Annotated in this window: 28 protein-coding genes and 1 tRNA gene; 12 read left to right on the top strand and 17 right to left on the bottom strand. The window is 71.3% G+C overall.

The window, feature by feature from the left end; all coding sequences use genetic code 11:
- Window positions 1-106 precede the first annotated feature (106 nt).
- The gene (locus EWH70_RS30630) at window positions 107-568 is read left to right on the top strand and encodes a helix-turn-helix domain-containing protein (RefSeq protein ID WP_130479048.1); all 462 of its coding nucleotides are present in this window, start codon (window positions 107-109) and stop codon (window positions 566-568) included.
- A 150-nt stretch (window positions 569-718) separates the two neighbouring features.
- Here the strand turns inward: EWH70_RS30630 and EWH70_RS30625 are convergent, their stop codons facing one another.
- Window positions 719-2,194 (bottom strand): flavin-containing monooxygenase, encoded by a 1,476-nt coding sequence (locus tag EWH70_RS30625; protein WP_130479047.1) that lies wholly within the window; start codon window positions 2,192-2,194, stop codon window positions 719-721.
- A 113-nt stretch (window positions 2,195-2,307) separates the two neighbouring features.
- On the opposite strand from EWH70_RS30625, the gene EWH70_RS30620 reads away from it, so the two are divergent.
- A complete protein-coding gene (locus EWH70_RS30620; RefSeq protein WP_130479151.1) occupies window positions 2,308-2,886 on the top strand; it encodes a TetR/AcrR family transcriptional regulator in 579 nt (192 codons plus the stop codon).
- A 194-nt stretch (window positions 2,887-3,080) separates the two neighbouring features.
- Entirely contained in the window at window positions 3,081-3,476 is a 396-nt protein-coding gene (locus EWH70_RS36365) for a hypothetical protein (RefSeq protein ID WP_240687319.1), read from the top strand.
- A 7-nt stretch (window positions 3,477-3,483) separates the two neighbouring features.
- Here the strand turns inward: EWH70_RS36365 and EWH70_RS30610 are convergent, their stop codons facing one another.
- Window positions 3,484-3,705, bottom strand: a complete 222-nt coding sequence (locus EWH70_RS30610) for a DUF3618 domain-containing protein (protein ID WP_130479046.1) — start codon at window positions 3,703-3,705, stop codon at window positions 3,484-3,486.
- 118 nt (window positions 3,706-3,823) lie between these two features.
- On the opposite strand from EWH70_RS30610, the gene EWH70_RS30605 reads away from it, so the two are divergent.
- The 6 genes from EWH70_RS30605 to EWH70_RS30580 all read left to right on the top strand — a co-directional run bounded on the left by EWH70_RS30605 (window position 3,824) and on the right by EWH70_RS30580 (window position 6,692).
- Window positions 3,824-3,900 (top strand) — tRNA-Leu (locus EWH70_RS30605).
- A gap of 117 nt (window positions 3,901-4,017) precedes the next feature.
- Window positions 4,018-4,245, top strand: a complete 228-nt coding sequence (locus tag EWH70_RS30600; RefSeq protein WP_130479045.1) for a type II toxin-antitoxin system CcdA family antitoxin — start codon at window positions 4,018-4,020, stop codon at window positions 4,243-4,245.
- Window positions 4,238-4,651 carry a type II toxin-antitoxin system VapC family toxin gene (locus EWH70_RS30595; protein ID WP_130479044.1) on the top strand — a complete coding sequence of 138 codons (414 nt, stop codon included), beginning with the start codon at window positions 4,238-4,240 and terminating at the stop codon, window positions 4,649-4,651. The genes EWH70_RS30600 and EWH70_RS30595 overlap by 8 nt, the downstream gene beginning before the upstream one ends.
- 88 nt (window positions 4,652-4,739) lie before the next feature.
- Window positions 4,740-5,054 carry a hypothetical protein gene (locus EWH70_RS30590; RefSeq protein WP_130479043.1) on the top strand — a complete coding sequence of 105 codons (315 nt, stop codon included), beginning with the start codon at window positions 4,740-4,742 and terminating at the stop codon, window positions 5,052-5,054.
- 23 nt (window positions 5,055-5,077) lie between these two features.
- Complete coding sequence (locus EWH70_RS30585) at window positions 5,078-6,286, top strand: NlpC/P60 family protein (protein WP_130479042.1); 1,209 nt, start codon at window positions 5,078-5,080, stop codon at window positions 6,284-6,286.
- A gap of 22 nt (window positions 6,287-6,308) precedes the next feature.
- Window positions 6,309-6,692, top strand: a complete 384-nt coding sequence (locus EWH70_RS30580) for a hypothetical protein (RefSeq protein WP_130479041.1) — start codon at window positions 6,309-6,311, stop codon at window positions 6,690-6,692.
- Here the strand turns inward: EWH70_RS30580 and EWH70_RS30575 are convergent, their stop codons facing one another.
- From EWH70_RS30575 to EWH70_RS30545, 6 genes are all read right to left on the bottom strand, one after another.
- The gene (locus tag EWH70_RS30575; protein WP_240687318.1) at window positions 6,693-7,244 is read right to left on the bottom strand and encodes a GNAT family N-acetyltransferase; all 552 of its coding nucleotides are present in this window, start codon (window positions 7,242-7,244) and stop codon (window positions 6,693-6,695) included.
- A gap of 22 nt (window positions 7,245-7,266) precedes the next feature.
- The gene (locus EWH70_RS30570) at window positions 7,267-7,926 is read right to left on the bottom strand and encodes a response regulator (protein ID WP_130479039.1); all 660 of its coding nucleotides are present in this window, start codon (window positions 7,924-7,926) and stop codon (window positions 7,267-7,269) included.
- Window positions 7,923-9,068, bottom strand: a complete 1,146-nt coding sequence (locus EWH70_RS30565; RefSeq protein WP_130479038.1) for a sensor histidine kinase — start codon at window positions 9,066-9,068, stop codon at window positions 7,923-7,925. Before EWH70_RS30565 ends, EWH70_RS30570 begins: the two co-directional genes overlap by 4 nt.
- A 290-nt stretch (window positions 9,069-9,358) precedes the next feature.
- A complete protein-coding gene (locus EWH70_RS30555) occupies window positions 9,359-9,922 on the bottom strand; it encodes a TetR/AcrR family transcriptional regulator (protein ID WP_130479150.1) in 564 nt (187 codons plus the stop codon).
- A 12-nt stretch (window positions 9,923-9,934) separates the two neighbouring features.
- On the bottom strand, window positions 9,935-11,419 hold the full coding sequence (locus EWH70_RS30550; RefSeq protein ID WP_130479037.1) for an MFS transporter: 1,485 nt from the start codon (window positions 11,417-11,419) through the stop codon (window positions 9,935-9,937).
- 436 nt (window positions 11,420-11,855) lie between these two features.
- Window positions 11,856-12,317 (bottom strand): hypothetical protein, encoded by a 462-nt coding sequence (locus EWH70_RS30545; RefSeq protein WP_130479036.1) that lies wholly within the window; start codon window positions 12,315-12,317, stop codon window positions 11,856-11,858.
- A 148-nt stretch (window positions 12,318-12,465) separates the two neighbouring features.
- Between EWH70_RS30545 and EWH70_RS30540 the strand changes: the two genes are divergently transcribed.
- Together EWH70_RS30540 and EWH70_RS30535 are read left to right on the top strand one after the other, a co-directional pair.
- Window positions 12,466-12,651, top strand: coding sequence for a PspC domain-containing protein (locus EWH70_RS30540; RefSeq protein WP_130479035.1), 186 nt, complete (start codon window positions 12,466-12,468; stop codon window positions 12,649-12,651).
- Window positions 12,652-12,860: 209 nt separating this feature from the next.
- Window positions 12,861-13,466: an AfsR/SARP family transcriptional regulator gene (locus EWH70_RS30535; protein WP_205669327.1), complete on the top strand. Its 606-nt coding sequence runs from the start codon at window positions 12,861-12,863 to the stop codon at window positions 13,464-13,466.
- Window positions 13,467-13,469: 3 nt separating this feature from the next.
- Here the strand turns inward: EWH70_RS30535 and EWH70_RS35660 are convergent, their stop codons facing one another.
- The 9 genes from EWH70_RS35660 to EWH70_RS30495 form a co-directional block, all read right to left on the bottom strand.
- The gene (locus EWH70_RS35660) at window positions 13,470-13,664 is read right to left on the bottom strand and encodes a hypothetical protein (RefSeq protein ID WP_205669326.1); all 195 of its coding nucleotides are present in this window, start codon (window positions 13,662-13,664) and stop codon (window positions 13,470-13,472) included.
- Window positions 13,665-13,881: 217 nt separating this feature from the next.
- Window positions 13,882-14,145 carry a hypothetical protein gene (locus EWH70_RS30530; protein WP_130479033.1) on the bottom strand — a complete coding sequence of 88 codons (264 nt, stop codon included), beginning with the start codon at window positions 14,143-14,145 and terminating at the stop codon, window positions 13,882-13,884.
- Complete coding sequence (locus EWH70_RS30525) at window positions 14,138-15,664, bottom strand: DUF6519 domain-containing protein (RefSeq protein ID WP_205669325.1); 1,527 nt, start codon at window positions 15,662-15,664, stop codon at window positions 14,138-14,140. Before EWH70_RS30525 ends, EWH70_RS30530 begins: the two co-directional genes overlap by 8 nt.
- 14 nt (window positions 15,665-15,678) lie before the next feature.
- The gene (locus tag EWH70_RS30520) at window positions 15,679-17,784 is read right to left on the bottom strand and encodes a hypothetical protein (protein ID WP_130479032.1); all 2,106 of its coding nucleotides are present in this window, start codon (window positions 17,782-17,784) and stop codon (window positions 15,679-15,681) included.
- On the bottom strand, window positions 17,781-21,086 hold the full coding sequence (locus EWH70_RS30515; RefSeq protein ID WP_130479031.1) for a putative baseplate assembly protein: 3,306 nt from the start codon (window positions 21,084-21,086) through the stop codon (window positions 17,781-17,783). The genes EWH70_RS30520 and EWH70_RS30515 overlap by 4 nt, the downstream gene beginning before the upstream one ends.
- Complete coding sequence (locus tag EWH70_RS30510; protein WP_130479030.1) at window positions 21,083-23,920, bottom strand: putative baseplate assembly protein; 2,838 nt, start codon at window positions 23,918-23,920, stop codon at window positions 21,083-21,085. The genes EWH70_RS30515 and EWH70_RS30510 overlap by 4 nt, the downstream gene beginning before the upstream one ends.
- Window positions 23,920-24,276 (bottom strand): GPW/gp25 family protein, encoded by a 357-nt coding sequence (locus tag EWH70_RS30505; protein ID WP_130479029.1) that lies wholly within the window; start codon window positions 24,274-24,276, stop codon window positions 23,920-23,922. The genes EWH70_RS30510 and EWH70_RS30505 overlap by 1 nt, the downstream gene beginning before the upstream one ends.
- A gap of 9 nt (window positions 24,277-24,285) precedes the next feature.
- Window positions 24,286-24,621: a hypothetical protein gene (locus EWH70_RS30500; RefSeq protein ID WP_130479028.1), complete on the bottom strand. Its 336-nt coding sequence runs from the start codon at window positions 24,619-24,621 to the stop codon at window positions 24,286-24,288.
- Entirely contained in the window at window positions 24,621-25,148 is a 528-nt protein-coding gene (locus EWH70_RS30495) for a phage baseplate assembly protein V (RefSeq protein WP_130479027.1), read from the bottom strand. The genes EWH70_RS30500 and EWH70_RS30495 overlap by 1 nt, the downstream gene beginning before the upstream one ends.
- 108 nt (window positions 25,149-25,256) lie before the next feature.
- On the opposite strand from EWH70_RS30495, the gene EWH70_RS36000 reads away from it, so the two are divergent.
- Window positions 25,257-25,491: hypothetical protein (locus EWH70_RS36000; protein WP_205669324.1), on the top strand; the 235-nt coding region annotated here is incomplete at its 3' end.

The raw sequence follows: 25,491 nt of genomic DNA, 5'->3' as shown, positions 1-25,491 counted from the left end.
AGATGTCGGCTCGCCGACTTACATAACCGTGGAGACGGCTCGCATCCCGCCGACGGCGGCGGCAGAGGACAGCGGGACAACGCGTGGGCGAGGCGAGGGACGCGGAGTGCGGATCGACGGAGACATCTATCAGCGGGTGCTCGGCGAGGAACTCCGTAAGCTGCGCCGGCGCCGCGGTTGGACGCGCAAGGAACTGAACCAGCACCTGCAGAGCGACATCTCGCTGCAGACGCTGGCAACCTACGAACTGGGCACGCGGCACTGCTCGGTCGTGCGGCTGGTCGAACTGTGCCTGGCCATGGACGAACTGCCGCAGAACCTGCTCGCCAGGGTCCACCGGAGAGTGTTCACCGACGAGCCGGGCCGGCTGCGGATCGACCTGGACCGGGTGGTCGCCGACGACCAGCCCGAACTGCTGCCGCTGCGCCGCTGGGCGCAGGGCAGGCTCAGCCAGGCCGACGGCGCGCGCGAGGTGATGCTGGACAGCGGCGCGATCGAGCGCCTGGCCGAACTCTGCGCCCTGCCCGCCCCCGACCTGACCACCCGCCTCCGGGCCTTCTCCGCCTGACCCCCAAACTCGCATCGGGCTGACCTGCACCGCACCGGTCGGGCCGTCGGCGTCTGGACTGACGAGCCCCAAGCTCGCGCAGCGAGCGACGGCGAGGAGGGAAGACGCCGACTGAAGGGCCCGACCGCGCCCGCAGCGAAGCAAGGGCAATCAAACGCTGCCGGACAGCTCGAAGTCCGAGGGGTCGACGCGGCGGGTGCGCAGCCAGTAGCGCCAGGTGAATCCCGGCCAGATGGTCCGGTTGACGCCCTGCGCGTCGAGGTACCAGCTCTTGCAGCCGCCCTGCGTCCAGATGCCCTTCTCCAGCTTGTCCTGGATCTCCGCATTGAACCGCTCCTGGACCTCCGCCCTCGGCTCGATGGCCGCGGCGCCGGCGGACTCGGTCAGCCGGATGGCCTTGCTGACGTAGGCCGCCTGCGACTCGATCATGAACACCACCGAGTTGTGGCCGAGCCCGGTGTTCGGACCGAGCAGGAAGAACAGGTTGGGGAAGCCCGACACGGTGATGCCGAGGTGCGTCCGCATGCCCTCGTCCGCCCACTCCTTGCCGAGGTGACGCCCGCCGACGCCGACGATCTCCAACTGGTCGAACGCGTCCGTCACGTGGAACCCGGTCCCGTAGATGATCGCGTCGACCTCGTGCTCCACCCCGTCGGCGTCGACGACGGAGTTCTCCCGCACCTCGGCGATCCCCGCGGTGATCACCTCGACGTTGTCCCTGGTCAGCGCCGGGTAGTAGTCGTTGGACACGAGTACCCGCTTGCAGCCCATCGTGTAGTCCGGGGTGAGCTTGGCCCGCAGCTCGCGGTCCCGCACGCTGCGCGCGATGTGCCGTTTGGCGATCTGCTGCCCCAGGCGCATGACCCACGGATGACCGTTGAACCCGATGGCCCGCGACTCCAGCATCCAGTACAACGCCGCGCGGTACAGCTTCTGGGTCAGCGGCACCCGCCGGAACAGGGTCCTGACCCAGCCCGGCATCTCGCGGTCGGCCTTCGGCATGATCCACGGCGGCGTGCGCTGGAACAGGTGCAGCGACGCGACGTCCCGCACGATCTGCGGCACGAACTGGATCGCGCTCGCCCCGGTGCCGACGACGGCCACCCGCTTGCCACGCAGGTCGAAGTCGTGGTCCCACTGTGCCGAGTGGAACGCCCGCCCGCGGAACCGCTCGGCGCCGGGCAGCTCGGGAACGAGCGGGATGTGCAGCGCACCGACACCGGAGACCAGGTAGCGGCCGGTGAACACGTCGCCGGCAGCCGTCGTGACCTCCCAGCGCGAGCTGTCCTCGTCCCACCGCGCGCCGGTCATCTCCTGTCCGAAGTGGATGTGCCTGCGCAGGTCGTGCCCGTCGGCGACGCGTTTGAGGTAGTCCCAGATCTCCGGCTGCGGCGAGTAGGCCCGCGACCAGTCCGGGTTCTGCTCGTAGGAGTACGAGTACATGTGCGACTGGATGTCGCAGGCGCACCCCGGGTAGGTGTTGTCGCGCCAGGTGCCGCCGACCTCACTCGCCTTCTCCAGGATGACGAAGTCCTCCCTGCCGTCCTCCCGCAGCCGGATCGCCATGCCGAGCCCGGAGAACCCGGTTCCGACGACGATCACTCCGGTGTCCACACGTGTGCCCATTGCGCGCCCTTCGACCCGACTATGTGTTACCCATCGTCCACCTTACTCCGAGTAAGGTTACTTCCGGTAGAGTTGAGGCCGTGGTCACTCCGGACATCCCTCGCCGCAAACGCATGCCCCGCGCCGAGCGCGAGCGGCAGATGATCGACGTCGCCGAGCAGGTGTTCGCCGAGCGCGGCTACCTGGCCGCCTCGATGGACGAGATCGCCGAGCGGGTCGGCGTGTCGAAGCCGATGCTGTACGAGTACTTCAACTCCAAGGAGGGCCTGCTCCTGGCGTGCATCCGGCAGGCGAGGTCGGAGCTGCGCCTGGCCACCGAGGACGCCGTCGCGGACGTCGCCGACGCAGAGGAGGCGCTACGCCGCGGCCTGCATGCCTTCTTCGTGTTCATCGACAGGCGGCGCCAGTCGTGGCTGCTGCTGCGTCACGAGATGACCCTGATCGGCACCCCCGCCGCGGACGAGATCGAGGCGACCCGCCGGCAGCAGACCGACCTCATCGGCAAGCTGATGACCGGCTACTTCGGCGCCGACTCCCCCGAACAGGTGGAAGCGTCGGCCGAGTTCGTCGTCGGAGCGTGCGAGCGGCTGGCGATCTGGTGCGAGCGGCACGAGCACGTCACGCCGGAAACGGCCACCGACTACGCCATGGATCTGCTCTGGGGCGGACTGCGACGGCGAGTGTTGCACTAATCCACCTGCCTAGTTACGCAGCGCTCAATTCCTCACTTCAACTTGTGACGGAGCGTGGAATTGGGGTATCGATAACACGGGTGCGACGCGAGGGCGATGCGGGAGACATCGCCCAGTGGGGTGAGCCCGACGTCACGTGGCTGGCGGGAGCGACTCCCAGCCATGAGGGGCGTACCGATGGAGAGGGGTAACCGATGGCGGAGACGATCACTGCCGTCTACGTGCAGGACGACGAGGACTGGACCATCACGGTCACCGGCCTCGGCAAGGAGATGACCGCGCGAGCCCCCGGGATCATCGCGGCGAGAGACACGGCCGACCAGCTGGTCGAGAAGATCACCGGCGAGAAGCAGCCCGTCACGGTCGTGCACCTGCTTGGCGGAAGCGCGCTGGAGTTCACCACGGCCTACATGACCGCGCGGCTGGCCAGGCCCGAGCCCGAGGTGGAGACCCCGGACGCCGAGGAGAAGGCCGCCGAGGAGGAGCCGGAGGACGCGGAAGACAACGCGGACGCCGTGCCCGCTCAGCCGAGCGCGGAGGACAACGACGCCGACCAGGTGCCGGCCGCCGAGCCGGTGGCCAGCACCTGAGCCGACGTCAGCGGAAGAGCTTACGGACGAGCAGCAGCCCGACGAGCGCCCCGACGGCGATCAGCGGGTACTTGACCTTGGGGTTCTCCAGGGTGGCGAGCACGCTGGACTTCGCCGAGTCCGCCAGCTTCTTCGGGTTCGCCTTGGTACCGAGCTGGTCGAGGGTGTCGGCCAGCGCATCCCTGGCCTTCTCGATCTCACGCTCGATGGTGTCCGGGTCGCGGGCCACAAGTCCTCCTTGCCGGGCAGTTCGTCGCAGGTCACCACGTTAGTTCACCGGCGGGTCCACGGTCGCGCGGGCCACGCCGAGCCGGATTAGTTGGCATGCCGCTAAGATTTCCGGCGTCGGGCCCGTAGCCCAATTGGCAGAGGCACACGGTTTAGGTCCGTGCCAGTGTGGGTTCGAGTCCCACCGGGCCCACCATCGCGCAGGGGCCGCGCGTCCGGCGGTCATATCGCACCCATCGTGGAAATCGATGCGCGACGAAGTGCGCCGGAATCCTGGTCGGCCTCCGCGGGCGAGTGTGTGTACATTGTGTGTATGGCCAGGCTGAACGTGTACGTGCCCGATGAACTCGCCGAGCGAGCGAAGGCCGCGGACCTGAACATCTCCGCGCTCGCGCAGGCCGCGATCGCGGACGAGTTGCAACGCCAGGCCACGACCTCGTGGCTGGAGACGCTACCCGCTCCCCGAGCCACGGTCTCTCATCACGCCGCCCTGGAGGCGCTCGACGGCGCCCGCTCGGAGCTGGCCGACACGGATGACTGAGCCACCGGCCGAACTCGTCGTCCTCGACGCCTCGGTGCTGGTCGACCTCCTCGCGGGCACCGAGTACGCGGCCCCGGCGAAGAAACGGCTCGCCGGCACCGTCATGCACGCGCCGTCGCACATGGACGCCGAGGTCCTGTCGGCCCTCGGCCGGCTCCACCGCGCGGGAGAGCTGACCACGGCCGATGTCGACGCCGCCTTGGCCGCACTGACCGCGGTCCCGGTTACGCGTCACTCCGTCGCCGAGTTGGCGGTCGGCGCCTGGGCGCGCCGTGCCGATATCCGGTTGACTGACGCCCTCTACCTCGAACTCGCCGCTCGCCTTCGAGTACAGGTCCTCACCACCGATCGCCGCCTCGCGCGCGCGAGCTCGCTCGCCGAAAGCATCGACCTTCCCGGCTCCTGAATCTCACCCGTTGTGGGAACCGATGTGCGACGGGGTGCGTCGGTATCCTCGAACGTCGTCGCCGCCGCCGGCACTGGAGGGACCATTCATGACTCGCCGTTTCGATCCGGATCAGATCGCCGAGCTGGCCAAGAAGGTCGGCGGGCTCAAGGAGAGCTACGGCAAGGCAGGCACGGAGCTGGGTGACGGCAACCCCGGGGAGGCGTACGGCCACCTGAAGAACGCCGCCAGCGCCGGCCAGACGATGCAGGGCTTCTACAAGGGCGTGAACGCCGAGCTGAACGCCGCCGCGAAGCTCGTCGAAGCCGCCTCCCAGGCACTGGCCTACGCTGCCGAGCGCATGCGGACCGACGAGGACCAGGCCGTTCACACCCTCCGCACCACCGACTCCGAGCGCGCTTGACGGACACCCAGGGGGCTTGACAGATGACCACCACAGAACCGAACCAGGGTGCGCTCGACGACCCGGCGCGTGACCGTCCGAAGTCGATGGACGCCATCGACACCCACGCCAAGCAGGCGGAGAAGCTCAACGCGGGCGCGGTCAACGACCAGGCGGTGAAGGCGGGCGGCGCCGCCACCAGTGCCAACGACCTCGGCGACGAGCTCAAGCTCTTCCGCGACGACGTGCTGCGCAACTGGGACGGCAAGGACGCCGAGGCCGTCGCCGACCACCTCGACAAGCTCGGCAAGGCCAGTCACAACGTCAGCGACAAGGCCGAGGCCGCGCGGGACATCCTGCAGCGCGTCTCCGAGATCATGGAGAACGTCAAGCGCAAGGTCGCGCAGCTCGCCCAGGAAGCCAACGACAAGGACGCGGACAACCGCGCCCTGATCGGCGCGGCCCGGCAGCGGAAGAACAGCTCCGACGACGAGAGCGAGATCGAGGCCGCCGCGTCCGACATCGAGCGCCTCCGGCAGCTCAACGAGAAGGACGCCAACGGCAAGAAGGAGGAGATCGAGCAGGCGCTGGACGCCGCCGAGAAGGAGATCGACGAACTCCTCAAGCCGCTCGGCATGGAGATCGAGAACGGCTTCCTCGAGCTGGTGCCCGCCGGCAAGGGCGATGGCACCACGGCGAGCTCGGCCTCCAGCGGCATCGACTTCAGGGGCACCGAGGCTCCCTCCACCAGCGGCGGCGGTGGCGGCAGCAGCGGTGGCGGCGGGGACTACGGCGGCGCATCGGGCGTCCCGGGAGACGGCAGGCCGGCCAAGCCGATCGACGCCCAGGGCGACAACCCGGCCAAGATCGCCGAACGCTTCCTCGGCCGCAACGCGGGCGACCTCAAGGGCAGCGGCGAGCTGCCCGCGATGCAGTCGTGGGTGCCGAACAACGTCAACTGCGCGAACTTCGTCTCCGGCTGCCTTGAGGCCGCCGGCCTGATCGACAAGAGCCAGGCCAGCGCGTCGGTGTCGCAGCTGTCGGCCAACCTCAAGGCGGACGGCTGGACGTCGGTCCCGCTGTCCGAGGCCAAGCCCGGCGACGTGGTGGTCTCCAACGGCGGCGGGCACGTCGTGCTGTATGCGGGCGACGGTCAGTTCATCGGCTCGAACAACGTCAACCCCGACGGTTCGCAGCGGATCAGCATGGGCGGCGGCGGTGGCCTCGTCGAGATCCTCACCCCGCCGAAATGAGTCCTGACCTGGAGGTAAGTCGATGAACACCCCGTCCGCACACTCGCTGGGCACCGGCGATCCGGCCCGGCAGGCGGTACTGCGGGCCGCGACCGCACCACTCGACAAGGCGTTCGACGACCGGGTCCGGGTGGAGGTGGAACAGCTCAACCGCGTCGGCTCGTGGGTCTTCCTGCAGGCGACGATGCGCGATGCCGGTGGCGGCCGTCCGTACTACGCGGGGACCGGCTACGAGGCACGCCGGGCCGACGGCGTCATGTCCGACACCTACGTGGCCCTGCTCAGGAAGTCCGACGACGACACGCGGCCATGGCGGCTGTCCGACTACGTCATCGGCCCGACCGACGTCGCCTGGCTGACCTGGCCGGACAAGCACGAGGCACCGCGCGAGCTGTTCGGGTTCTGATCAGCGGCCGGCCCAGTCCGCGCGGAGCAGTTCGTACTCGACCTCGCCGTGCTCGGTGCCGGGCAGCGGGTCGTCGAAGTGCACGTGGAACGTCCGCACGTAACGCAGTCCGGCCTTCTCCATCACCCGCCGGGACGCCGTGTTGACGGCCATCGTCTGCGCCCAGATCCGCCGCACGCCGAGCGCGCCGAATCCGTACTCGACCAGCCCGCGGGCGCCCTCGGTGGCGTAGCCACGGCCCCACACCGACCGCTTGAGCCGGTAGCCAAGCTCGACGTCGGTGACGCTGCCGTCCGCAGGCGGATCGAGAGCGAGCCAGCCGACGAACTCGCCGGTGGACCGTTCGTGTGTCGCCCAGCGGCCCGCCGGCCCGCTGGCGTAGGCACGCAGGATCGAGGGCAGCGCCTCGTTCTCGATCGTGGCGCGGGGTGTCGGCTCGCCGGTCAGGAAGCGCATGACCTCCGGATCGCTGTCCAGCTCGACGAGGTTGTCCACGTCGGACTCGGTGAACCGGCGCAGCACCAGCCGGTCGGTCTCCATGACGGTCTGCACGCGTACCCTCCCGGCGGCTCGGTCAGGCGCCATTCTCACCGGACTCGGCCACCAGGCCAACCTGATTCGCCAGCACGGCCAGCTGCACCCGGTTGGCCCGGCCGGTCTTGGTCATCAGGTTCGCCACGTGGGTCTTCACCGTCGTGACGCCCAGGTGCAGCCGTGCGCCGATGTCCGCATTGGACAGCCCGGCGCCGACGAGTGCCAGCACCTCCCGCTCGCGCTCGGTGACGTCGAGTGCGGGCGCCGCCGGTGCGGACGCGGTCCCCACCGCGCGTGCCACCAGCCGCCGCAGCACGGGCGGGCTGAACGGGCTGTCGCCGGCGACGGCACGGCGGATCGCCGCGAGCAGGTCCGGCGGAGCGGTGTCCTTGGACAGGAATCCGCACGCGCCGGCGCTGAGCGCCGGGTACAGGTGATCGTCGTCGTCGAACGTGGTCAGCACGACGATCCTCGTGCCGGGCCGGGTACTCAGGATCCGCTCGGTGGCGCCGATACCGTCCAGTCCGGGCATGCGCAGGTCCATCAGCACGACGTCGGGCACGTGCCGGTCGACCTCGCGCACCGCCTCGTGGCCGTTCGCGGCCTCGGCGACGACGAGGATGTCGTCGGCCGACTCGCACAGCATCCGTAGGCCGGCCCGCACCAGGTCCTGGTCGTCCACCAGCAGCACGCGGATCACTTCTGGACCTCCGGCAGTACTGCCCGCAGCGACCAGCCGGTGCCGTCGGGCCCGGCGTGGAAGCTGCCACCGGCGAGCGCGACGCGCTCGGCCATCCCGATCAGGCCGTGGCCGGACCCGGACCTGGCCGCGGCCCTGCCGTCGTCGCGTACCTCGATCACCACGGCGCCATTGTCGTCCTGCCGCACCACCAGCCGCACCCCGGTGGCTCCGGTGGCGTGCCGCAGGGCGTTGGTCAGCCCCTCCTGCGCGACCCGTAACACGGCCAGCCTGCGCATCGCGTCCAGCTCACCGACCGACGGGTAGACGTCGGCCTCGACCGGCAGTCCTGCCTGCGTGATCCGGTCGGCCACGTCGGCGAGCGCGGCAGGCAGGTCGGCGGCGTCGAGCAGCGGCACGTTCGGATCCCCCTGCGCGGTCGCCGGATCGCGCAGCACGGCGACCAGCTCACGCAGGTCGTCGAGGACGGCCGAACCGGTGGCGTGGACGTCGTCGAGAACGGCGACGATCTTGGGGTCGGTTCCGGCGACCACGTGCCTGGCCACCCCGACACGGAGCACGATCGAGGCGACGTGGTGGGCCACCAGGTCGTGCAGCTCGCGGGCGATCGTGGTCCGCTCGCCGGCCCTGGCGGCCATGGTGTCGGACTCGCGTAGCCGCTCGGCGCGGTGGAACTGCTCGTAGTAGCGGGACATCCAGTCCCGCAGCGACCACGTGTGCACCCCGAGCCCACCGGCCACAGCGACGATCACGACCGTCCACACCAGACCGCGGACGGCTGAGCCGGTGATCGACCACAGGTTGACGAACGTCGCGGCGCCGACCACCACCGCGCCTGCCGCACGCCACGGGCTGTCCCGTCGCATGATCAGCTCCAGCAGTGCGAACGCGGCGAGGACCTGCACGGCGTAGCGACCGGTGCCGGCGACCGGCGCGGACACCGCCAGCAGGACCGCCTGGAGCACGGTGACCGGCCACGGCCACTGTCCGCCGCCGATGGTGAGGACCGCGGCGGCCAGCGCCACCGTCCAGTCGGCCGGGCGGACCGGCACCGAGTCCGGGAAGCCGAACCCCAGCACCGCGGCCACGGCGAGCAGGGGAAACAACCGCGCCGGGACGACCGGCCTGCCGAACAATCGCATGAGGGCGAGCGTAAGCAGCGTTCTTCCGCCCCGCCTCCTGCCGCGGGAGGATGTCCCGGTGAGGAACGACGATGCCTGGGCTCTGGTCCACACCGAGCGCGCCGCACTCGCCGCCGACCTCGCCGGCCTGACCACGAGCGGCGGGCCCACCTGACCTCGGCGGCCAACCTGGCCCCGCTGCGCTGGCTGGCCGGTGTCATCCGCTGCCGGTTCGACTTCGACCGGCAGGTCGCGATGCGGCTCGCCGAACAACTCGGCGGCGAGGGCACCGCCGTGCTGCGGGAGCGGTGCTAAGCCCGCCCCAGCGAACGGGCCAGCACCCCGCGGACCCGCTCGACGTCGGGCCGTTCGCCGCCCATCAGGATCGCGGCACACAGCCCGTCGGACGCCGCCACCAGCGCTTCGACGGCCAGCGGATCGCCGGTCTGGCCCCTGCCGATCTCGGCGACCATGTCCCGCCAGCGGCGTGCGACCGGCCGCAGTGCGGGACGGCGCGCGGCCAGCGTCGACAGTTCCCGTTCCGCGAGCGCCCGTCCCCTGCCCTCGCCCGCGGACTCGGCGAGCAGCTCGGCGAGCCCGGTCAGCGGATCGCCGCCGGCGTCGAGGATGGCGCGTAGCTTGCGCTCGTACTCGTCGGCGACCGTGGTGAGCGCGGCCACGAGCAGGTCGTCCAGGGTGGCGAAGTAGTAGACCGACAGGCTGGTCGGCACGTCGGCCTCGCGCGCCACCGTGCGGTGGGTGACGCCGGCGGCGCCGTCGCGTTCGACGACCCGCAGCGTCGCCGCGATGATCTCGGCCCTGCGCCGCTGGCCCCGCGCACGCCGCCCGTCGACGGGCGGGGAAGCCTGGTCCACCACCGGGTTCTCCTACTCACGATGAGACTCCCCACCGTACCCGGAGCTGCCGAGCGGGCCGATCCGCCGCAGCGCGACGGCCGTGGCGACGGCGAGTCCCAGCGTCGCGGCGCCCGCCACCAGTGACGAGACGCTCAGCCCCTGGGCGAACGCCACCTTCGCCGCGGGCAGCGCGGCGGCCGCCGCCTCGGGCAGGCTGTCCCCGCCCGGCGGGCCGGCCTCGGCGCGGTACACCGCCGTGGCGAGGCTGCCGAGCGTGGCGACGCCGAACGCGAGCCCGAGTTCCTGGACGGTCTCCGACAGCGCCGACGCCGACCCCGCGCGTTCCGGCGGCGCGGCCCCGACGACCAGGTCGGTGCCGAGTGCCGCGAGGACCCCGAGGCCGAGGTACACCAGCGCGAACCCGGCGACGACCGGAACCGTCTCCCCCGGACCGTCCACAGTGGCCAGAATCAGGTAGCCGACGGTGGACAACGCCAGCGTCGTGGCCACGACGTAGCCGGGCCGCACGCGCCGCGCGACCCGCGGTGCCACCACTCCGGCGATCAGCATCATCAGGGCGGGCGGTCCCATCCACGCCCCGGCGGCCAGCGGCGACAGGCCCTCGACCGACTGCAGGTACTGGGCGACCAGCATCAGCGTGCCGCCGACGCCGACCAACCCGAGCAGCAGCATGCCGAGCGCGAAGCCGAACCTGCGGTCGGCGAACAGCCGGACGTCCACCAGCGGGTCGGGCACCCGGCGCTGCCTGCGGACGAACAGCACGCCGAACACCAGTGCCGCGACCAGGGCCAGGACGGTCGTGGCGTCGAAGCCGTCCTTGGCGAGGTGCTTCACGACGTAGACGGCAGGCAGCAGCGTGGCCAGCGACAACGCGACGCCGGGCAGATCCAGGCGGCCGCCGCGCGGGTCGCGGTACTCCGGCAGCAGGACCGGCCCGGCGACCAGCAGCACCACGCTGACCGGCACGGCGACCAGGAAGGCCGAGCCCCACCAGAAGTGCTCCAGCAGTACCCCGCCGACGAGCGGACCGGCCGCCATCCCGCCGGCGAACATCGTCGCCCAGACGCCGATGGCCACCGCGCGCTGGCGGGCGTCCGGGAACATGTTGCTGATCAGCGCCAGCGTCGACGGCATCAGTGTCGCGCCCGCGATCCCGAGGGCCGCCCGCGCGGCGATCAGCATCTCGGCGCTCGTGGCGTAGGCCGCCACCACCGACACGACCCCGAACGCGACCGCGCCGATGAGGAGCAGCCTGCGGCGCCCGATGCGGTCGCCCAGCGTCCCCATGGTGACCAGGAAGCCCGCGACCAGGAACCCGTACGCGTCCATGATCCACAACATCTCGGTCGCGCTCGGCCGCAGCTCCTCCGCCAGGTGCGGCACGACCAGGTAGAGCACGGTCAGGTCGAGCCCCAGCAACGCGGTCGGCAGCGCCAGCACCGCGAGCCCCAGCCATTCCCGGACGCCAGCGGCACGCGCAGTTAGTTGAACCATGGTTCTAGTTGTACCATGGTTCAACTAAATCGCGCTCCCGTGCCGTGAGGTCCCCGGCAAAGTCCAGGCGGTCGGGCTCCCGGCGGCGCTACCAAGGGCACCTTGGTTGCGCATTGCGCTACCAAGGTGCCCTTCGTAGCGGTGACGTTGACCGGTGTGGTCCGCCCGGAGTCCGGGTGTGTATGAAGGCCACCTTCATCCCGTCTCGCGGCAGGGCCCCGGCAAAGTCGAGGTCCGGCGCGATTGCCGTGAGGGTCCCCTTCACGGCATCAGACGCCACCACATCCGCCCTCACCCCGGCACACCCGCCCCACCAGCCACCACGAACGTGACAATCCAGCAAGCGCCAAGCACGTGAAGGCCACCATCACCACGTCACACGTAATGAAGGTGGCCTTCATGCGCTGTCGCGAGCCCGTCGAGGTCTCGGCGCTGATCAGCCCCGGGATGCTGGTCGAGATCGAGGCTTACGCGATCGAGCCGGACTGACCGGCCTCCAGAACGCGGCGAGCAGCCGCTGCCGGTCGTGCCACAGCAGTAGTCCACACAGGACGGTGCAGGTGGTGACGAGCGCGGTGGCCGGAACCGGGAAACCGAAGGCGAAATCCATCAGCGTGACGTTCAGCGAGACGGCGAACAGCGCAAGCGCACCGAGGGTGGCCGTGCGGCGGAACAGCAGCAGCACCGCGGGGACGAACTCGAAGAACCCGGTGGCGACGCCGTAGAACGGCGAGTAGCCGTAGAACGCCCACACCAGGCCGGGCCCCGGCACGGTCTTCTTGTCGATCACCCAGTCGCCGTAGAAGTACTGGCCACCCGCGATCTTCAACCCACCGTAGGCGAGGAACACCGCCGCCACCAGGAACCGCACCACCGTCATCACCCGGGACACCATCACGTCCGCGACGGTAGGACCGCCTCCCGCCGTCCGCCTCGGCCGAGTGGGCGCGACGAGCGGCCGGTGGCAGGAGTCACGATCGTCCGGAAGAAGGACGCCCCGACCTGCCAACAGTGTCGGATTGGCCGTTTTCGGGGACCATGGGGCCATGAGCGCCATGACTTTGAGCCGACCACGCCACAACCGCCGCATCGCGGGCGTGTGCGCCGGGCTGGCCGAACGATGGAACATGCGGCCCGGCACCGTCCGGTTGCTGTTCGTGCTGTCCTGCCTGCTGCCCGGCCCGCAGTTCGTGATCTACCTCGTCCTCTGGGTGCTGATGCCGTCGCGCTGACGCATGGGTCTGCCCGATCGGGCTGACCTCGGGGCGCGCCAACGACGGCCGATCGCCCTCGCGTTGGGGAGCGCGCCGCGGCCGGGGTGGGGACCACTATCGGTCCCAGGGCTCGGCAAGGGGGAATTGCGATGCGCTCGATTTGCACTGCTGCACGACTGACCCTGCTCGGAGGGTTCGAACTCACCTGCGACGGCACCCCGACGGAGGTGCCGCGTACTTCTCAGCGGCTGCTGGCGTTCCTCGGCTTGCAGCGGACCGCGACCAGAGGGCACGCCATGGCGACACTGTGGCCCGACGCCGGCGAGCAGAAGGCGGCGGGAAGCCTGCGCACCGCGCTGTGGCGCACCCAGCAGACCGCCGCGCCGATCGTCCAGGCCGGCGGCGAGATCCTTCGCCTGCACGACTGGGTCGAGGTGGACACCGACGAACTGGTCCGCACAGCACACGGCATCCGCGAGCCGGCCGTGCCGTTCCGCAGCCACGAGCTGCTGCCCGGCTGGTACGACGAGTGGGTGCTCGTCGAACGGGAACGGCTGCGCCAGTTGTATCTACGCAGCCTGGAACGCGTGGCACGCGCGGAACTGGCCGCTCGCAGGCACGGCAGCGCCGTCGAGGCGACGCTGGTCGCCGTCCGGGCCGAGCCGCTGCGGGAGAGCCCGTACCGGCTGCTGATGGAGATCCACCTGGCGGAGGGCAACTACTCGGAGACGCTGGCGACCTACCGCCGGTACCGGCAGCTGCTGGCCAGCGAACTGGGCGTGCGGCCGTCGCCGGAGATGCACAAGATCCTGCGGCTGCTACCCAGCGCCTGAGCTTCAGAACGACAGCCGCGACCCCAATCCCAGGACGCCGGAGGCCGTGCCCTCACGGAGGTCCAGTGACAGCCCCGCCGAGTAGGCTCCCTTCAGGTACTCGACCACGGTGAATCCGGCACTCACCAGCAGGTGCGGATCACCGTTGAGCGCGGGACCACCGGTGATGCCCACCGAGGCACCGCCGATCCCGCGCACGGCGGACCGTTCGAACGCGTAGCCGTCCGACGTCCACGCCGAACGTGATGGGAACGTGGGACTCGTCGTGCCGATGCCGAGGTCCTGTCCTTTGTGGACGGCAACGGGCGTTCGAACGGGAGCAGGCGCGGTTCCAGGTGGAGCCGCTGCCCACCCAGCAGGTTGCACCCGCTCCCGCAGCGGGTGCAACCTGCCGGGACCGGCGGCTCCATGCTCGTCACGGCTGCCCAGCCGGGGCGTACTGCGGTGGCCGGTTGGACCCCAGCAACACGACGGTCAGCCAGCGCGGCATGCTCGGCTCCAGCTTGCGCAGCAACGCGTACACAGCCGCCAGCACGACGGGCACGATCACCTGGCTGCCCAGGCCGTTGAGCATGTCGGTCACCGCGTCCGGGATCCCGAGCGAGACCAGCCACGCGACCAGCGCGGACCACAGTCCCGGCACCACCGTGCGCAGCCAGGACGTCACCTGATCAGACATCGTCATCCTCCTTCGCAGTGGTCCGCCTGCGGGACCTGGTGGCAGCAGGCTTCGCGGCGGCGTCCGGCTGGTCCACGTTGCCGCCGGCTTCCTCGATCGGGGCGAACAGCCTGCGCAGGTCCTCCGGCGTGGCGGTGCCGCCTGGCACGAACCACAGCGGCGCGTAGTGGTAGTGCACGCCGTGTGGTTCGAGGTCCGCGGGCTCACCGCCGGACCGGGGCCACTCGACGTCGCCGGTGGCGATCCGGGCGGCGACCTGCCAGTGGTCGCCGCGACGGTAGGTGCCCTGCTTCCCGATCTCCGGCGAGCTGAACTTCACCTGGACGCCGTCCTCCAGGTCGATCCAGACGTCCTCCACGATGGGCACCGCGCCGTCGGACGCCAGCCGGGTGCGGATGCCGCGGATCGGCGTCGGGCCGTGGTCCCAGCGGCGCAGCAGCGGGTGCAGCCGCTGCCTGGTGCCACAGCCGTCGTCGGCCTGCTCGGAGTCGAGGGTGATCCTGCGGTCGGCGGCGTCGATGGCGACGACGCGGCGCAACGCGGGCGCCCGCACCGGGTCGTCGTCGAGTGCGACGTCGTCGGCCACCCGGGCGGCGGACGCGTCGTCGACGATCTCGACCCAGTCACCGACCTCCAGACCGAGCTTGCCGTCCCGGCCGAGGTCGGCCAGCCGCACCTCCGCACCGGACAGCGAGAGGATCGGGAACACCACGGAACCGTTCTCCCGCGACCACTTGAACGTCGCGCCGAACAGGCACGAGTCGTCGTCACGGTCGTCGTCGCCCGACTTCGTCCCGCGCTTCCACGACTGGCCGCCGCTGTGCACCTCGATGCGGTAGAGCTGGTTCTCCGGACCCCGGAAGCGGGACTCCGGCGAGAGGTCGCACGGGGTGTCGTCGCTGTCCTCCGGCCGGTCGGTCCGCACCGCGAGCCTGCCCCGGCGCGGGTTCAGCCCGTCCAGCCAGGTCCGCAACTCCTCTTTGACCTTGTCCTTCCCGGTCGTACCGGTGGGCAGCGCGTGGGTGGCCACCTGCCAGACCACCCTCGCCCTGGCCGCGGTGTCCGGGCCGGGGTCGCCGAGGGCGACCTCGCGGATCGACGGGTCGACCAGCGAGTGCACCAGCTGCTCCCACACCCGCAGGTAGACCGCGTACGGAACGCCCTGCGGCAGCTCGTCATCGTCGCGGTCGAGGTGGCCGTCCGGCTGCCCGAAGTACGTCGTGTCGGCGTCGTTCTCGACCAGCAGCCCGTCGACGTAGGTGCGGCCGGCCTTGATCGTCAGGTCGACGATCTTGCCGGGCTCCTTGGGGTCGGGCACGGTCTCGATGGCGAACCCGGGCTTCCCGGCCGGTGTGGCCGCGTCGCCGACGAGGTCGATCATCGCCGTGCGGATCTGGTGCAGCAGGATGGCCGCCTGCTCGTTGACGTCGGCGTCGAGCTGGACCCTGCCCTGCTGGGACAGCACGGCCGAGAAGTGCTTGCGCGGGTCGTGGGTGACGCGCGAGAAATCGCCCTGCATGATCGTTCCCCTTGTCAGGTCTGGAAAAGGATGCTGACGTGTGCGCCTGCCGGCGTGTACTCCTCGAGCCGGGTACGCAGGTTGTCCTCCCGCTGCGGGGCGAACAGGTCGTGGAAGGCGCCAGGTTCCGACGCGTCGTCGGCGCCCCGCCGTACCTCCTCGGCACAGCCGGTGCCCAGCTGCGCGTAGCCCGGCGTGCCGTACCGGACGCTAGTGAACCTCGGCACGACCCGCAGCGCGTCCCCGGAGTGCTCCGGTTCGCAGTGGAACCGCGGTGGTGTGCGGGATTCCGGCGGCAGCCAGCAGAACCGGAAACAGCCGGCCTGCCTGCGGGCGATCCGCACCACGCCGACGAGCAGGCAGTTCTCCACCGTCCCGGTGCCGTGTGCCAGCAGCGAACCGAACAACGTGCTGCGGCGGGCGGACACCACCGCGTGCGCGTGCCGGTCGTCCGGCCCGGCGATCGCGGCAAGGCCGGGGCCCGCGGCGTCCACAATGGAGTCGGTGAGCCAGATCGGGTTCGGCTCGGTACGTTCCTCGTCGGCGGTCACCAGGATCGTGCCGACGATGCTGCGGTCCACCTCCAGGCACGCCGGGGTGTCGGCCAGCTCGACGCTGGGTTCCTCGACGTGCTCGGGGGTGCAGTGCTCGTCGAGCGACCAGCCGGGCACCAGCGTGCTGTGCCGGATGACGACCTGGCCGACCGGTCCCTGCACCCGCATGCTGCGCCCGGTGATCAGCAGCCCGTCCAGTTCCAGCCTGGGCAGGGGCAGCTCGGGGTCGCCCTCGCCGGTTCCGTTGACCCGCAGGGCGTCCGGCCGGTTGCTGTGCCAGTCCAGCAGGCGCAGTACCGGCCGTTTCCCCTGCGCGGCACGGACCGTGAGCCGGTCCCCGCGGTCCAGCCGCAGCTCGATCTGCTCCTGGTAGGCACCCGAGTCGGTGATCTCGATGATCGCCTCCCGCCTGCCGGGGTCGGCTTCCTTGTCCTCGGCCCATTTGGCGAGCGCCGCCATCAGCCCGTCGAACCCACCGGGCCCGACCAGGTAGGGCGCGGGATCGGGGTGCTCGTCCAGCGTGCGCCGGTACTCGCCGCCGCCCATCTCGGCGGAGAAGCCGTGGTGGTAGCTCACCCAGACACCGGTGTCGGGTGCGTGCCGCGCAGGGAACGCGATGCGGCCGAGCACCGGGTCGACGGCGACCTGCCCCGGCCGCGGCCGGTACCGCCAGCCGCTCAGGTCGGCGGGCACGATCTGGTTCAGCGGCACGGGTTCGCCGCCTTCGAGGTAGACGCACAGGCTCTTGCCTGGCCCGTAGTAGTGCGCCGTGCGCTCGGCGAACGCCCGCCTGCGGATGAACGCGGGCACGTTCGTCTCGTCGGCGACGTGGGTCGGTGACGGCTCGACGACCGGCTTGGTCATCAGCGGGGTGTCGTTGCCCAGCACGCTGAACGTGTAGTGCGTGCGGGCGCGGTCCTCGCAGTAGGCGGGCGCCATGGTGACCGGGTGCGGGCGCAGCCGCCAGACGTGCAGTCCCACCTCGGGGATGTTGTGCAGGCGGCCGACCGTGTGCGCTGCCCGGTCGAACGGTCCGTTCACGCGGTCGAGGACGTCGATATCGCGTACGTCGACCAGCCTGCCGCGGCGCAGCCGCCGGGCGTCCGCCCGCCGGTCGCCGCCGTGCAGCCGGACCGACTGGGTGACGCCGAGCAGCCTGCGGAACTCGACCGCGCGGGCGGGCCAGCCCGCCACGTCGGCGGCCAGCTGTTCCAGCAACGCCAGCGTTCCCTTGCGACGCCGGTTGCCCACGGTGTGCGCGACGTCGCGGCGGGACGCGATCGCGGCGAGCAGCCGCCGTGCGGCCTCGGTCCCCGCGGACAGCGTCTCCTGCGAACCCGGCAGCATCCGGTAGCCGACCAGGTCGCCGAGGTAGGGCACCACCCAGTCCTGGCAGGTCTCGACGAACCAGTCCGCGTAGAGCTGGTCGATGTCGGCGTCGACGATGTCGGCCTGCTCGGTGACGACACCGAGCAGTGCCTTCATCGGCCCGCCGCGTTCCTCGTCGTACTTGTGGTAGATCCGCGGCAGCAGGTCGTAGAGCCGCCGGTCGGCCTCGCTCGTCACGGGATCCTCCTCAGCATCAGGGCCTCGGGAAGGCCGGGCGGGAGCACGGCCAGCTGCGCGGGCACCACGCCGCTGGCGACGGTCAGCCGGGTGCCGACGTCGAACCTGGTCAGCGACGGGTTGAGCCGCAGCAGTTCGAGCACGGTCAGCCCGGTCCGGCGGGCCACCTGGGTGAGCGTTTCCGGGAAGCTGTCGCTGCGACGGCGTACCCTCGTGTGCCGCTCCCGGAACCGGGCGGGCGGGGCAGGCACGCAGTCGGCGGCGCCCTCCAGGCGGCCCAGCAGCGTGGCCAGGTCGACCGGGCTCGCGTCGCCCGGCACACCGGCGAGGGTGTCGACGTCCACGTAGTCCACGCCGGGAACCCGCTGCACGGTGGCGAACACCTCGCTCAGGAACGCCGACTGGCCGAGCTCGCGCCGGTCGAAGCCGAACTCCGCCAGCAGGGCGGCCCGGACCGCGGGCTCCACGAGGTCCCACGAGTACTCCGGCAGGAGCTTGACCCCGGCCCGGATCACCAGCGTGACCAGTTGCCGGACGTCCACGCGCACCGGAACCCCGAGGTCGCCGTAACGCAGCAGCGCCGTCTCCAGCCCCGCCATCAGCGCCGACGCCGGGTCGATCGGGACGTCGCCGGTTCCGGCGATCGTCACGTGCACGACCTGACGGCCGCCGTCGAGCAGCTTGCGGGCGGCGGCCTTGCCGATTCCGGCGCGGGCACGGGTGAAGTCCTCGTAGTCGCGTACCGAGACCAGCCGGTCGAGTGCCCGCATCCGCAGCGGCGTGGTGACCCGCGCGTCCCCCGGGCGGTCGCCGTCCGCGCCGCCGGTCGCCGGGACCGGGTTGGTCACCGCCTGGACGTGCAGTGGCTGGCTGGACAGCTGGTTGACGCTGCCCGCGGGCGCGTTCCCGGACCTGCCCGCGCCGGTGCGGTAGCGCGCGGTGACGTTCTCGGTGCCGCTGGGCAGCCGGGCGCCGTGCACGCCGTCGCCGAACCTGACGACGTCACCGCGGCCGAGCGAGTAGACGTGCTCGGTCGGGCCGGCCAGCAGCGGCGCCTCGGTACGACGCCACTCCACGCCGCCCACCCGCACGGTGAGCGTCTCCTCGGCACCGGAGGGATTCGGGGCGGGCAGCCAGGTCAGCGGGTTGTCCGCCGACGTCTGCCGCAGGGCGAACGCCTGCCCGCCGACAGCGGCGTCGCCGCTGCCCAGCACGTCGTCGCGGGTCTCCCCCTGCGTCGCCTCCACCACGTTGGCGTTGATCACCACGCTGTCGCGTGCGTAGGTGTAGGACAGCGGGGTGGTCAGCAGCAGGCTGGTGCGCACGGTGTCGCCGGGCTTGGTGGCGTCCACCCACTGCCGGATCCCGCCGAGCATCACCAGTTCCGCCGCGGTGATGCCGCTGGTGTGCGGGATGTCGGTCCGCTCGCCGGACACCACGAGCCAGCGGCCCGGCCGCAGGCCGTCGTACAGCCGGGCCAGCTCGATCTCCCTGCCGCCGACCGGGGTTCGGATGGGCTCGCCGAGCACCGTCTGCGACTCGCCCTGCGCGAAGACCAGATCACCGACCGCGGGCTGCTCCACGGCGCGATCGACCTCGACGACGGTCACCGGTGCGGTGCCGACCTCCTCCTCCCCGACCGTCACCGGTAGCAGGGCCTGCCGCACGCCGACGACCCGCAGCACGTGGGTCTTGTCCGTCTCCAGCACCACCCACGTGCCGGGCACGATCGCCGGATAGACAGTGTCCAGCCGCAGTTCGGTCGTCGGCGCGGCCGCGACACCGACCCCGCCACCGGAATCCGGCACCGAGCCGATCTTCGCCTTGACCCGCATCGCCTGCAGGTCGGCCAGCGCGGGCGGCCGGGTGATGCGCTGGTTGCGCCACGCCGTGTGCAGGTTCGCCTCGATCCGCGGCTGCGCGGTCGCCAGCAGCTTCGGGTGCACGTCGGAGTCGGGCCGGTACAGCTCCGCCAGGTCCGGCTCGACGTCGCGGGCCTTGCGCGGTGGTCGGGCGGGCGGGCGGCGCAGCCGTTCCAGCATCGGCGTGAGCGCGACGAGCGCGGTGGCGCGGTCGCAGTTCTCCGGATCGGGCTCGCAGCCGCAGCCACAGTCGTCGTCGAGGTCCACGCTCGCGGCGAGCTTGCTGCCCCCGCCCTGTTCCGGCGGGCACAGCGTGTCCTCGGCCAGCTCGATCAGCTGATCCATCTCGAGGTCGTTGCGGCGGGTCAGGACGGCGGCCCGCGCGACGACCTCGCCGACCGTGCCGATCACGTTCGCCACCTGGTCGTTCATCCACTTGCGGACCGTGCACGACAGGTGGATCTCCGCCAGCGCCGAGATCTCCGCCAGCCGGTCCAGCCGCGCCGGGATCGTGTTGGTGAACACCGCCTCGGGAAGCAGTTGCGGGGTGAGCAGTGCGCCGAGCGGGGTCAGCTCGTTCTGGACCACGTGCGCCACCTCCGCCCCATTCGGCGCGTCCTTGACGGCCTTGTCGACGGCCGTCCGTGCCGTCAGGACGGCGGCGGCGAACTGGTCCAGTTCGCTGACCAGCGCGACCGCCGTGGTGTCGGCGTCGAAGTCGGGCTTGGCCGAGAACACCGTCCGCACGACCGCGCGGCGGTCGGTGTCGGACACCGGGTCGCCGAACAGCATCAGCAGCCGGTCGCCCGCGGTGAGGTTGGCCGTGGTCCCCTTCAACGTCAGCGACGGCACGCGGTGGGCGTTGCCCGGCACGTCCTCGTCGGGGCGGGCGTAGACCAGCCCGGGCGGATCGGTACGCCGGACCGCCAGCGAGTTCCACTCGCCCCGTGCGGCCAGTTCCTCGGACGTCTCGTAGGTCTGCGGCAGCGCGTTCTGGCCGGGGGTGTTCCGGACCGCCGATCCGGCCGGGACGACCGTCCGCTCCTTGTCCGCGACCGTGTAGGCGAGGTAGGTGCTCGCGGCCAGCGGGGGCCGTGGCGTGTAGCCGACCAGCGCGCCCAGGTGGTCCAGCGACCGCTGCTCGGTGGCCGTGCGCAGGTAGCCCTCGTTGGCGATCCGCTCCTGGTAGAACGTCAGCACGTCGGCGACGACCGCCCAGCTGTCCAGCAGTGCGATGGCAGGGTCGTCGGGCTCCCTAGTGGTCAGCGGCAGGAGCGCCTCGCGGCTGGACAGCCTCGCCCGCATCGACCGCGCGAACGCCGGATGGGTGCCCACGCGGTACCGCAGCGCGGACAGCCCCGGCCGGTTGTGCGTGCTGCGCGGTGTCTCCGTGTCGACACCGTCACACCCGCAGCCGCATCCCTTGGCGTTGACCGTCATCTTCCGCCCCTCACGTCCAGCTCGATGCGGCCGTTCTCCGGCCGGCTGGGGTCGTTGTCCAGTTGCGCCACCTCGAGCGCGCGAATCGGCAGCACGCCGTCGGCGAGCACCTTGTCGTCGGCGGGGCCGAACAACCGCCGCAGCCGGGTGACCGCGACCCTGCGCACTCCGGCGACAGCCGCCGCGGTCGCCACGATCCGGCTCACCCGCACCGGGGTGCCGAACGTCAGGTCGTCCGGCTCGAAGTCGGCCTCCAGCGCCCGGCGCGCGGCCTCGCGGACGTGCCCGGCCAGGTAGCCGGGCTGGACCTCGACCCGCAGCGCGAGGTCCAGCGGCACCAGCGTCGCCGTGACGACGGCCAGGTCGTGGCCGATCCGGCGGTAACGGTGCAGGCCGTCCCGCACCTCGTCGAGCAGCTCGTCCGGCGCGACGTCGGCGCCGAGCGGGTCGACGGCCACGCGGGCCTCGTACCAGCTGCCCGTCCAGCGCAGGTCCGCCGCGGCCCGCTGGACCCCCGGCGTCCGGCCGGCCAGTTCCGCGTAGTCCTCCGCGGCCACCGCCCGCAGCAGCCGGTGCCTGGCCTCCTGCGCGGCCACCTGCCGGACGTCGGCGACCGGCTCGGGATCGACCCCGCCGGCTGCGGGCAGCGGGTTACGCACCCGCGACACCGCCACCCCCGCGACGTCACGCAGCACCAGCCTGGCGACGGCGTCCCTGCCGACGTTGCCCGCGACGCCGTTGCCGACGCGGTAGCGCGCGGTCAGCGTCAAGCCCGGGTACGGTGCCAGCCCGTTGCGGCCGTCGCCGAACCGCAGCGACATGCGCCCTTCGTCGTCGGTCTCACCGACGAAGTGCCGGTCGGCCGGGCCGCTGTCGAGCAGGTCCCGGCGTGGCAGCCAGACCTGGCCGTGCTCGTCCTCGACCCGCAGGGCCGGCAGCGCCGCCCTGGGCTGGGCCGGGATCGCCAGCGCCGCGGGCCCGCGGAACACCGGGAGGGCGGGATCGAGGGCGTTGCCCTCGTCCTTGCCCCAGGTCTGGCCGATCTCCCAGCCCTCGTCGCCGGCGTCGAGCAGATAGCCGGACCTGGCCCGGCGGACCAGCTCGGCCAGCCGCTCCAGCTTGCGTTCCAGCAGGCTGTCGAACCGGGCCAGCAGCGTGCGCAGTGCCCGCCGCGGGTGCTCGGTCAGCTCGACGCGGCGCAGGACGTCCGCGCCGAACACGATCGTCAGGTACTCGATGTCCTTTTCGGACAGTTCCTCGCGGCCTGCCTTGCGCCACAACCGGTGTACCTCGTTCCGGGTGCGGCCGGGCAGCCCGGCCAGCCGGCGGGCCTGGGCGGCCGCGACGTCGGCGGTCTCCGGGAACGGCGCGCTCTGCGTCACCGGCCGCTCGCCGAGCACCGGCCGGTAACGCACCGGCAGCGGCGGGTAGGCGGGTCGGGTGGCCGGAACGGTCACGTCCGGGCAGCCGAAGTCCGGCGGGTCCGGGCAACCGGGCTCACCGGCCTCCGGCCCCGGCACCTCGCCGAGGCATTCGGCGGGCATCGTCCGGCCGTGCTCGGCGAGCACGATGTTGCCGCGGGCCACCGCGACCTCCAGGTCCTCGCACTCTGGACCGCCCCGGGCCCGCACGCACAGCGGGAACCGGAGCGCGTCGCGCTCGGCCCAGGTCACCTCCAGCACCGGCCGGCAGTACAGCTCGTCGGTCGCCTCGGTGACCGAGACCAGCCGGACCGCCTGCTTGTGCGTGTGGTCGGCGTCGGCCTCGGCGCCGGTCCGCGCGCCCCGGACCTCCTCGAACAGCAGCACGTCGCCCGGCTTCAGCCGCAGCACGCGGCAGTCCTCGGTGCCGTCGGCCAGCGTCGCCGACGTCGTTCCCTCCGGCAGGACGCAGTCCGTGTCGCCCCATGTCCACAGTGGAATCCGGTTGTGTTCCGGCCGCAGCTCGATCCGCTCGTCGGTCACCGGCTCGAAGATCTCGTGTGGCGGTGTGTCCCGCCGGTCCAGGTCGCGTTCCTGGACCACGCCCTTGCTCTCCGGCAGGAACGACGCCGGGAGCGTGGCGAACCGGTACTTTCCCGCGTCCAGCGCCACGGCCGCGTCGACCTCGACGGAGATCCACGCCCGCGCGGCGCAGCCGTCGTGCATCGGGTAGTCGACCAGCCGGACGTGCCTGCGCACCGAGGTCCGCAGCCGCGCGGTGTCGACGTAGGCCTCGGTGGCGACGGCGTCCTGCCGGTAGCTCAGCCGCTCGCCCTCGTAGGCCAGCAGCTCGACCAGTGCCACGCCGACGTCGGGCACGTGCCGCTCGGTCCAGTTCGGCATGGTGAGCGTCAGCCGGTCGAACATCAGCTGCCGGAAGGAGGCGTAGTCCTTGGCGAGGTAGTCGATTTCCGGACCCGGTTCGTCCGGCGGTTCCGCCGCGGGCGCCGGGGCGCAGTCGACCTCGTGGCAGGGTGCGGTGAACACGAACTCGGCCGCGGCGTAACGCGGGTCGAAACCGGGGTAGGGCTCGGTGCCCGGCCTGCCCCGCGAGTCGGCCTCGACGACCGAGAGCAGGTAGGTGGAGAAGTCGCCCGGCCGGTCGACGGTGAGCCGCGCCCGGTCCTCCAGTTCGGGGTCCTCGTGGCCGCAGTGCACGACGTCGACCACCTCGATGCCGGTGACCCGCTTCCCGCCGGTGATGTGGAAGTTCGCCGCGGTCAGGTCGTCGGGGACCGAGCCGAAGAAGATCACCGTGACGGTGCGGCCGTCCTCGCTGACGTTGACGGCGTCGATGCCGTTGTAGCCTTCGGCGCGGGCCCTGGCCCTGCGCTGGTCCGTGCGGCACGCCATCACGCGCCTCCTTCGATCAGCTCGTCGCGTTGCTCGCCGGTCTCGATCACGACGTACCGGACCCGCACGGTGACGGTGGACTCCTCGGCGGTGACCACCAGTTCCCGCACGGTGATCAGGTCGCCGAGCCAGCGCTGCAGCGCGCCCTCCGCGCTGACCTGTAACGTCGCGGCCATCTCCGGGCTGTTGGGTTCGAACACCAGGTCCAGCAGGCCGCACCCGAAGTCGGGCCGCATCACCCGCTCGCCGGGGCTGGTGAACAGCAGCTGCTCGATGAGGTCGCGGATGTGGTCGTCGCGGCCGGTCTCGGCGACGCGGCCGCGCGCGTCGATGTGGAACGGGAAGTCAATCTGCATTGTCACGCCTCATATCGCCAGCACACGGATTTGGAGAGCCGCCGTCAGTGCGGGCACCTTGACCGGCGGCGCGGGCGGAACGCACAGGCCGTTGGCGTTGCTCGGCGGCGGGGTCAGCTGCAACGCGATCGGCTGACCGTTCACCAGCACGCGGGTGGAGAAGTTCTCCCACACGATCACCTTGCAGACCTTCGCCGGGCACTCGGGGACGGTCATCACGTCGGCGGCCGGGACGACCGGAAACCCGCCGACGGTCACCCTCGGCGGCGTCGACGGCACGGCCACCATCGGACCGGCGTGCACGCAGGTGACGGCTGGTCCACTGTGGACAAGGAAGCCGGGCATCAGCTCAGCACCGTGAGAGCGCCGCCGTTGACGTTGATCAACGGGCCGGGGCCGAGGATGATCGTGGCGCCCTGGCCGTTGGAGATCTGGATGCCGGTGTCGTTGATGGCGATGAACGCCGTCCCGTGCCGCAGCATGATCCCGCCCGGTGCCGGACCCGGTTTGTCGTTGATCGAGATGACGTTCAGCGGCGAGGTCGCCAGCACCACCGACGGAACGCCGGGCGACAGGTGCGCCTCGGCCGGGGTGTCCAGCTGGCTGCCCGCCCAGAACCCGGTCCACACCGGACTGCCCAGATCGCCCTTCTCGAACTCGACCCAGACGCCGGCGTTCGGCTGCGGGGTGACGAACATGCCGCTCTGCAGCCCGGCCAGCGGTGTCGCGGCCTCGGCCCAGAACGCGGGCAGCTCGCCGAGGCCCTCGCTCACCTTCACCAGCAGCCTGCCCCGCCGCAGCGGGTCGGTGTTCGACACCACCGAGCCGCGGTACTTGCCGGTGAACTTGGTGGTGCCCGATTTCGTGGTCATGCCGCACTCTCCATGCTCGTCCTGCGCCTATGTGATCCCAGGAGCGCCACCGATGCGTCACCGCCCGCCGCGCGAGGTACGTTCCCGGCCGCCCGGCAAGGTCCCCCAATGGGGATTTTTCATCCTGATTGTGCTGGTCAGTGCGGTGACATTCGCGGTAACCGTTGCGCGGGAACGGGGTGGAGGGGTGTCAGCGGTGCTCGCTGGAACGAGGTGGAGCCCTCAGATGTTGATCAAGATGTGACCCAAGATCAGCACTCTGAGGGCTCCGGCCCCACTGTCTACCAGAGCGCCCTGCCGGTATCGAAGTCCACCATCGAGTTTGTCACCGGTCTGATCAGGC

Source organism: Amycolatopsis suaedae (genome assembly GCF_004214935.1).
Lineage (GTDB): Bacteria > Actinomycetota > Actinomycetes > Mycobacteriales > Pseudonocardiaceae > Amycolatopsis > Amycolatopsis suaedae.
Note: the sequence above shows the minus strand (reverse complement) of the source record. Positions and strands in the feature narration are given on the sequence as shown.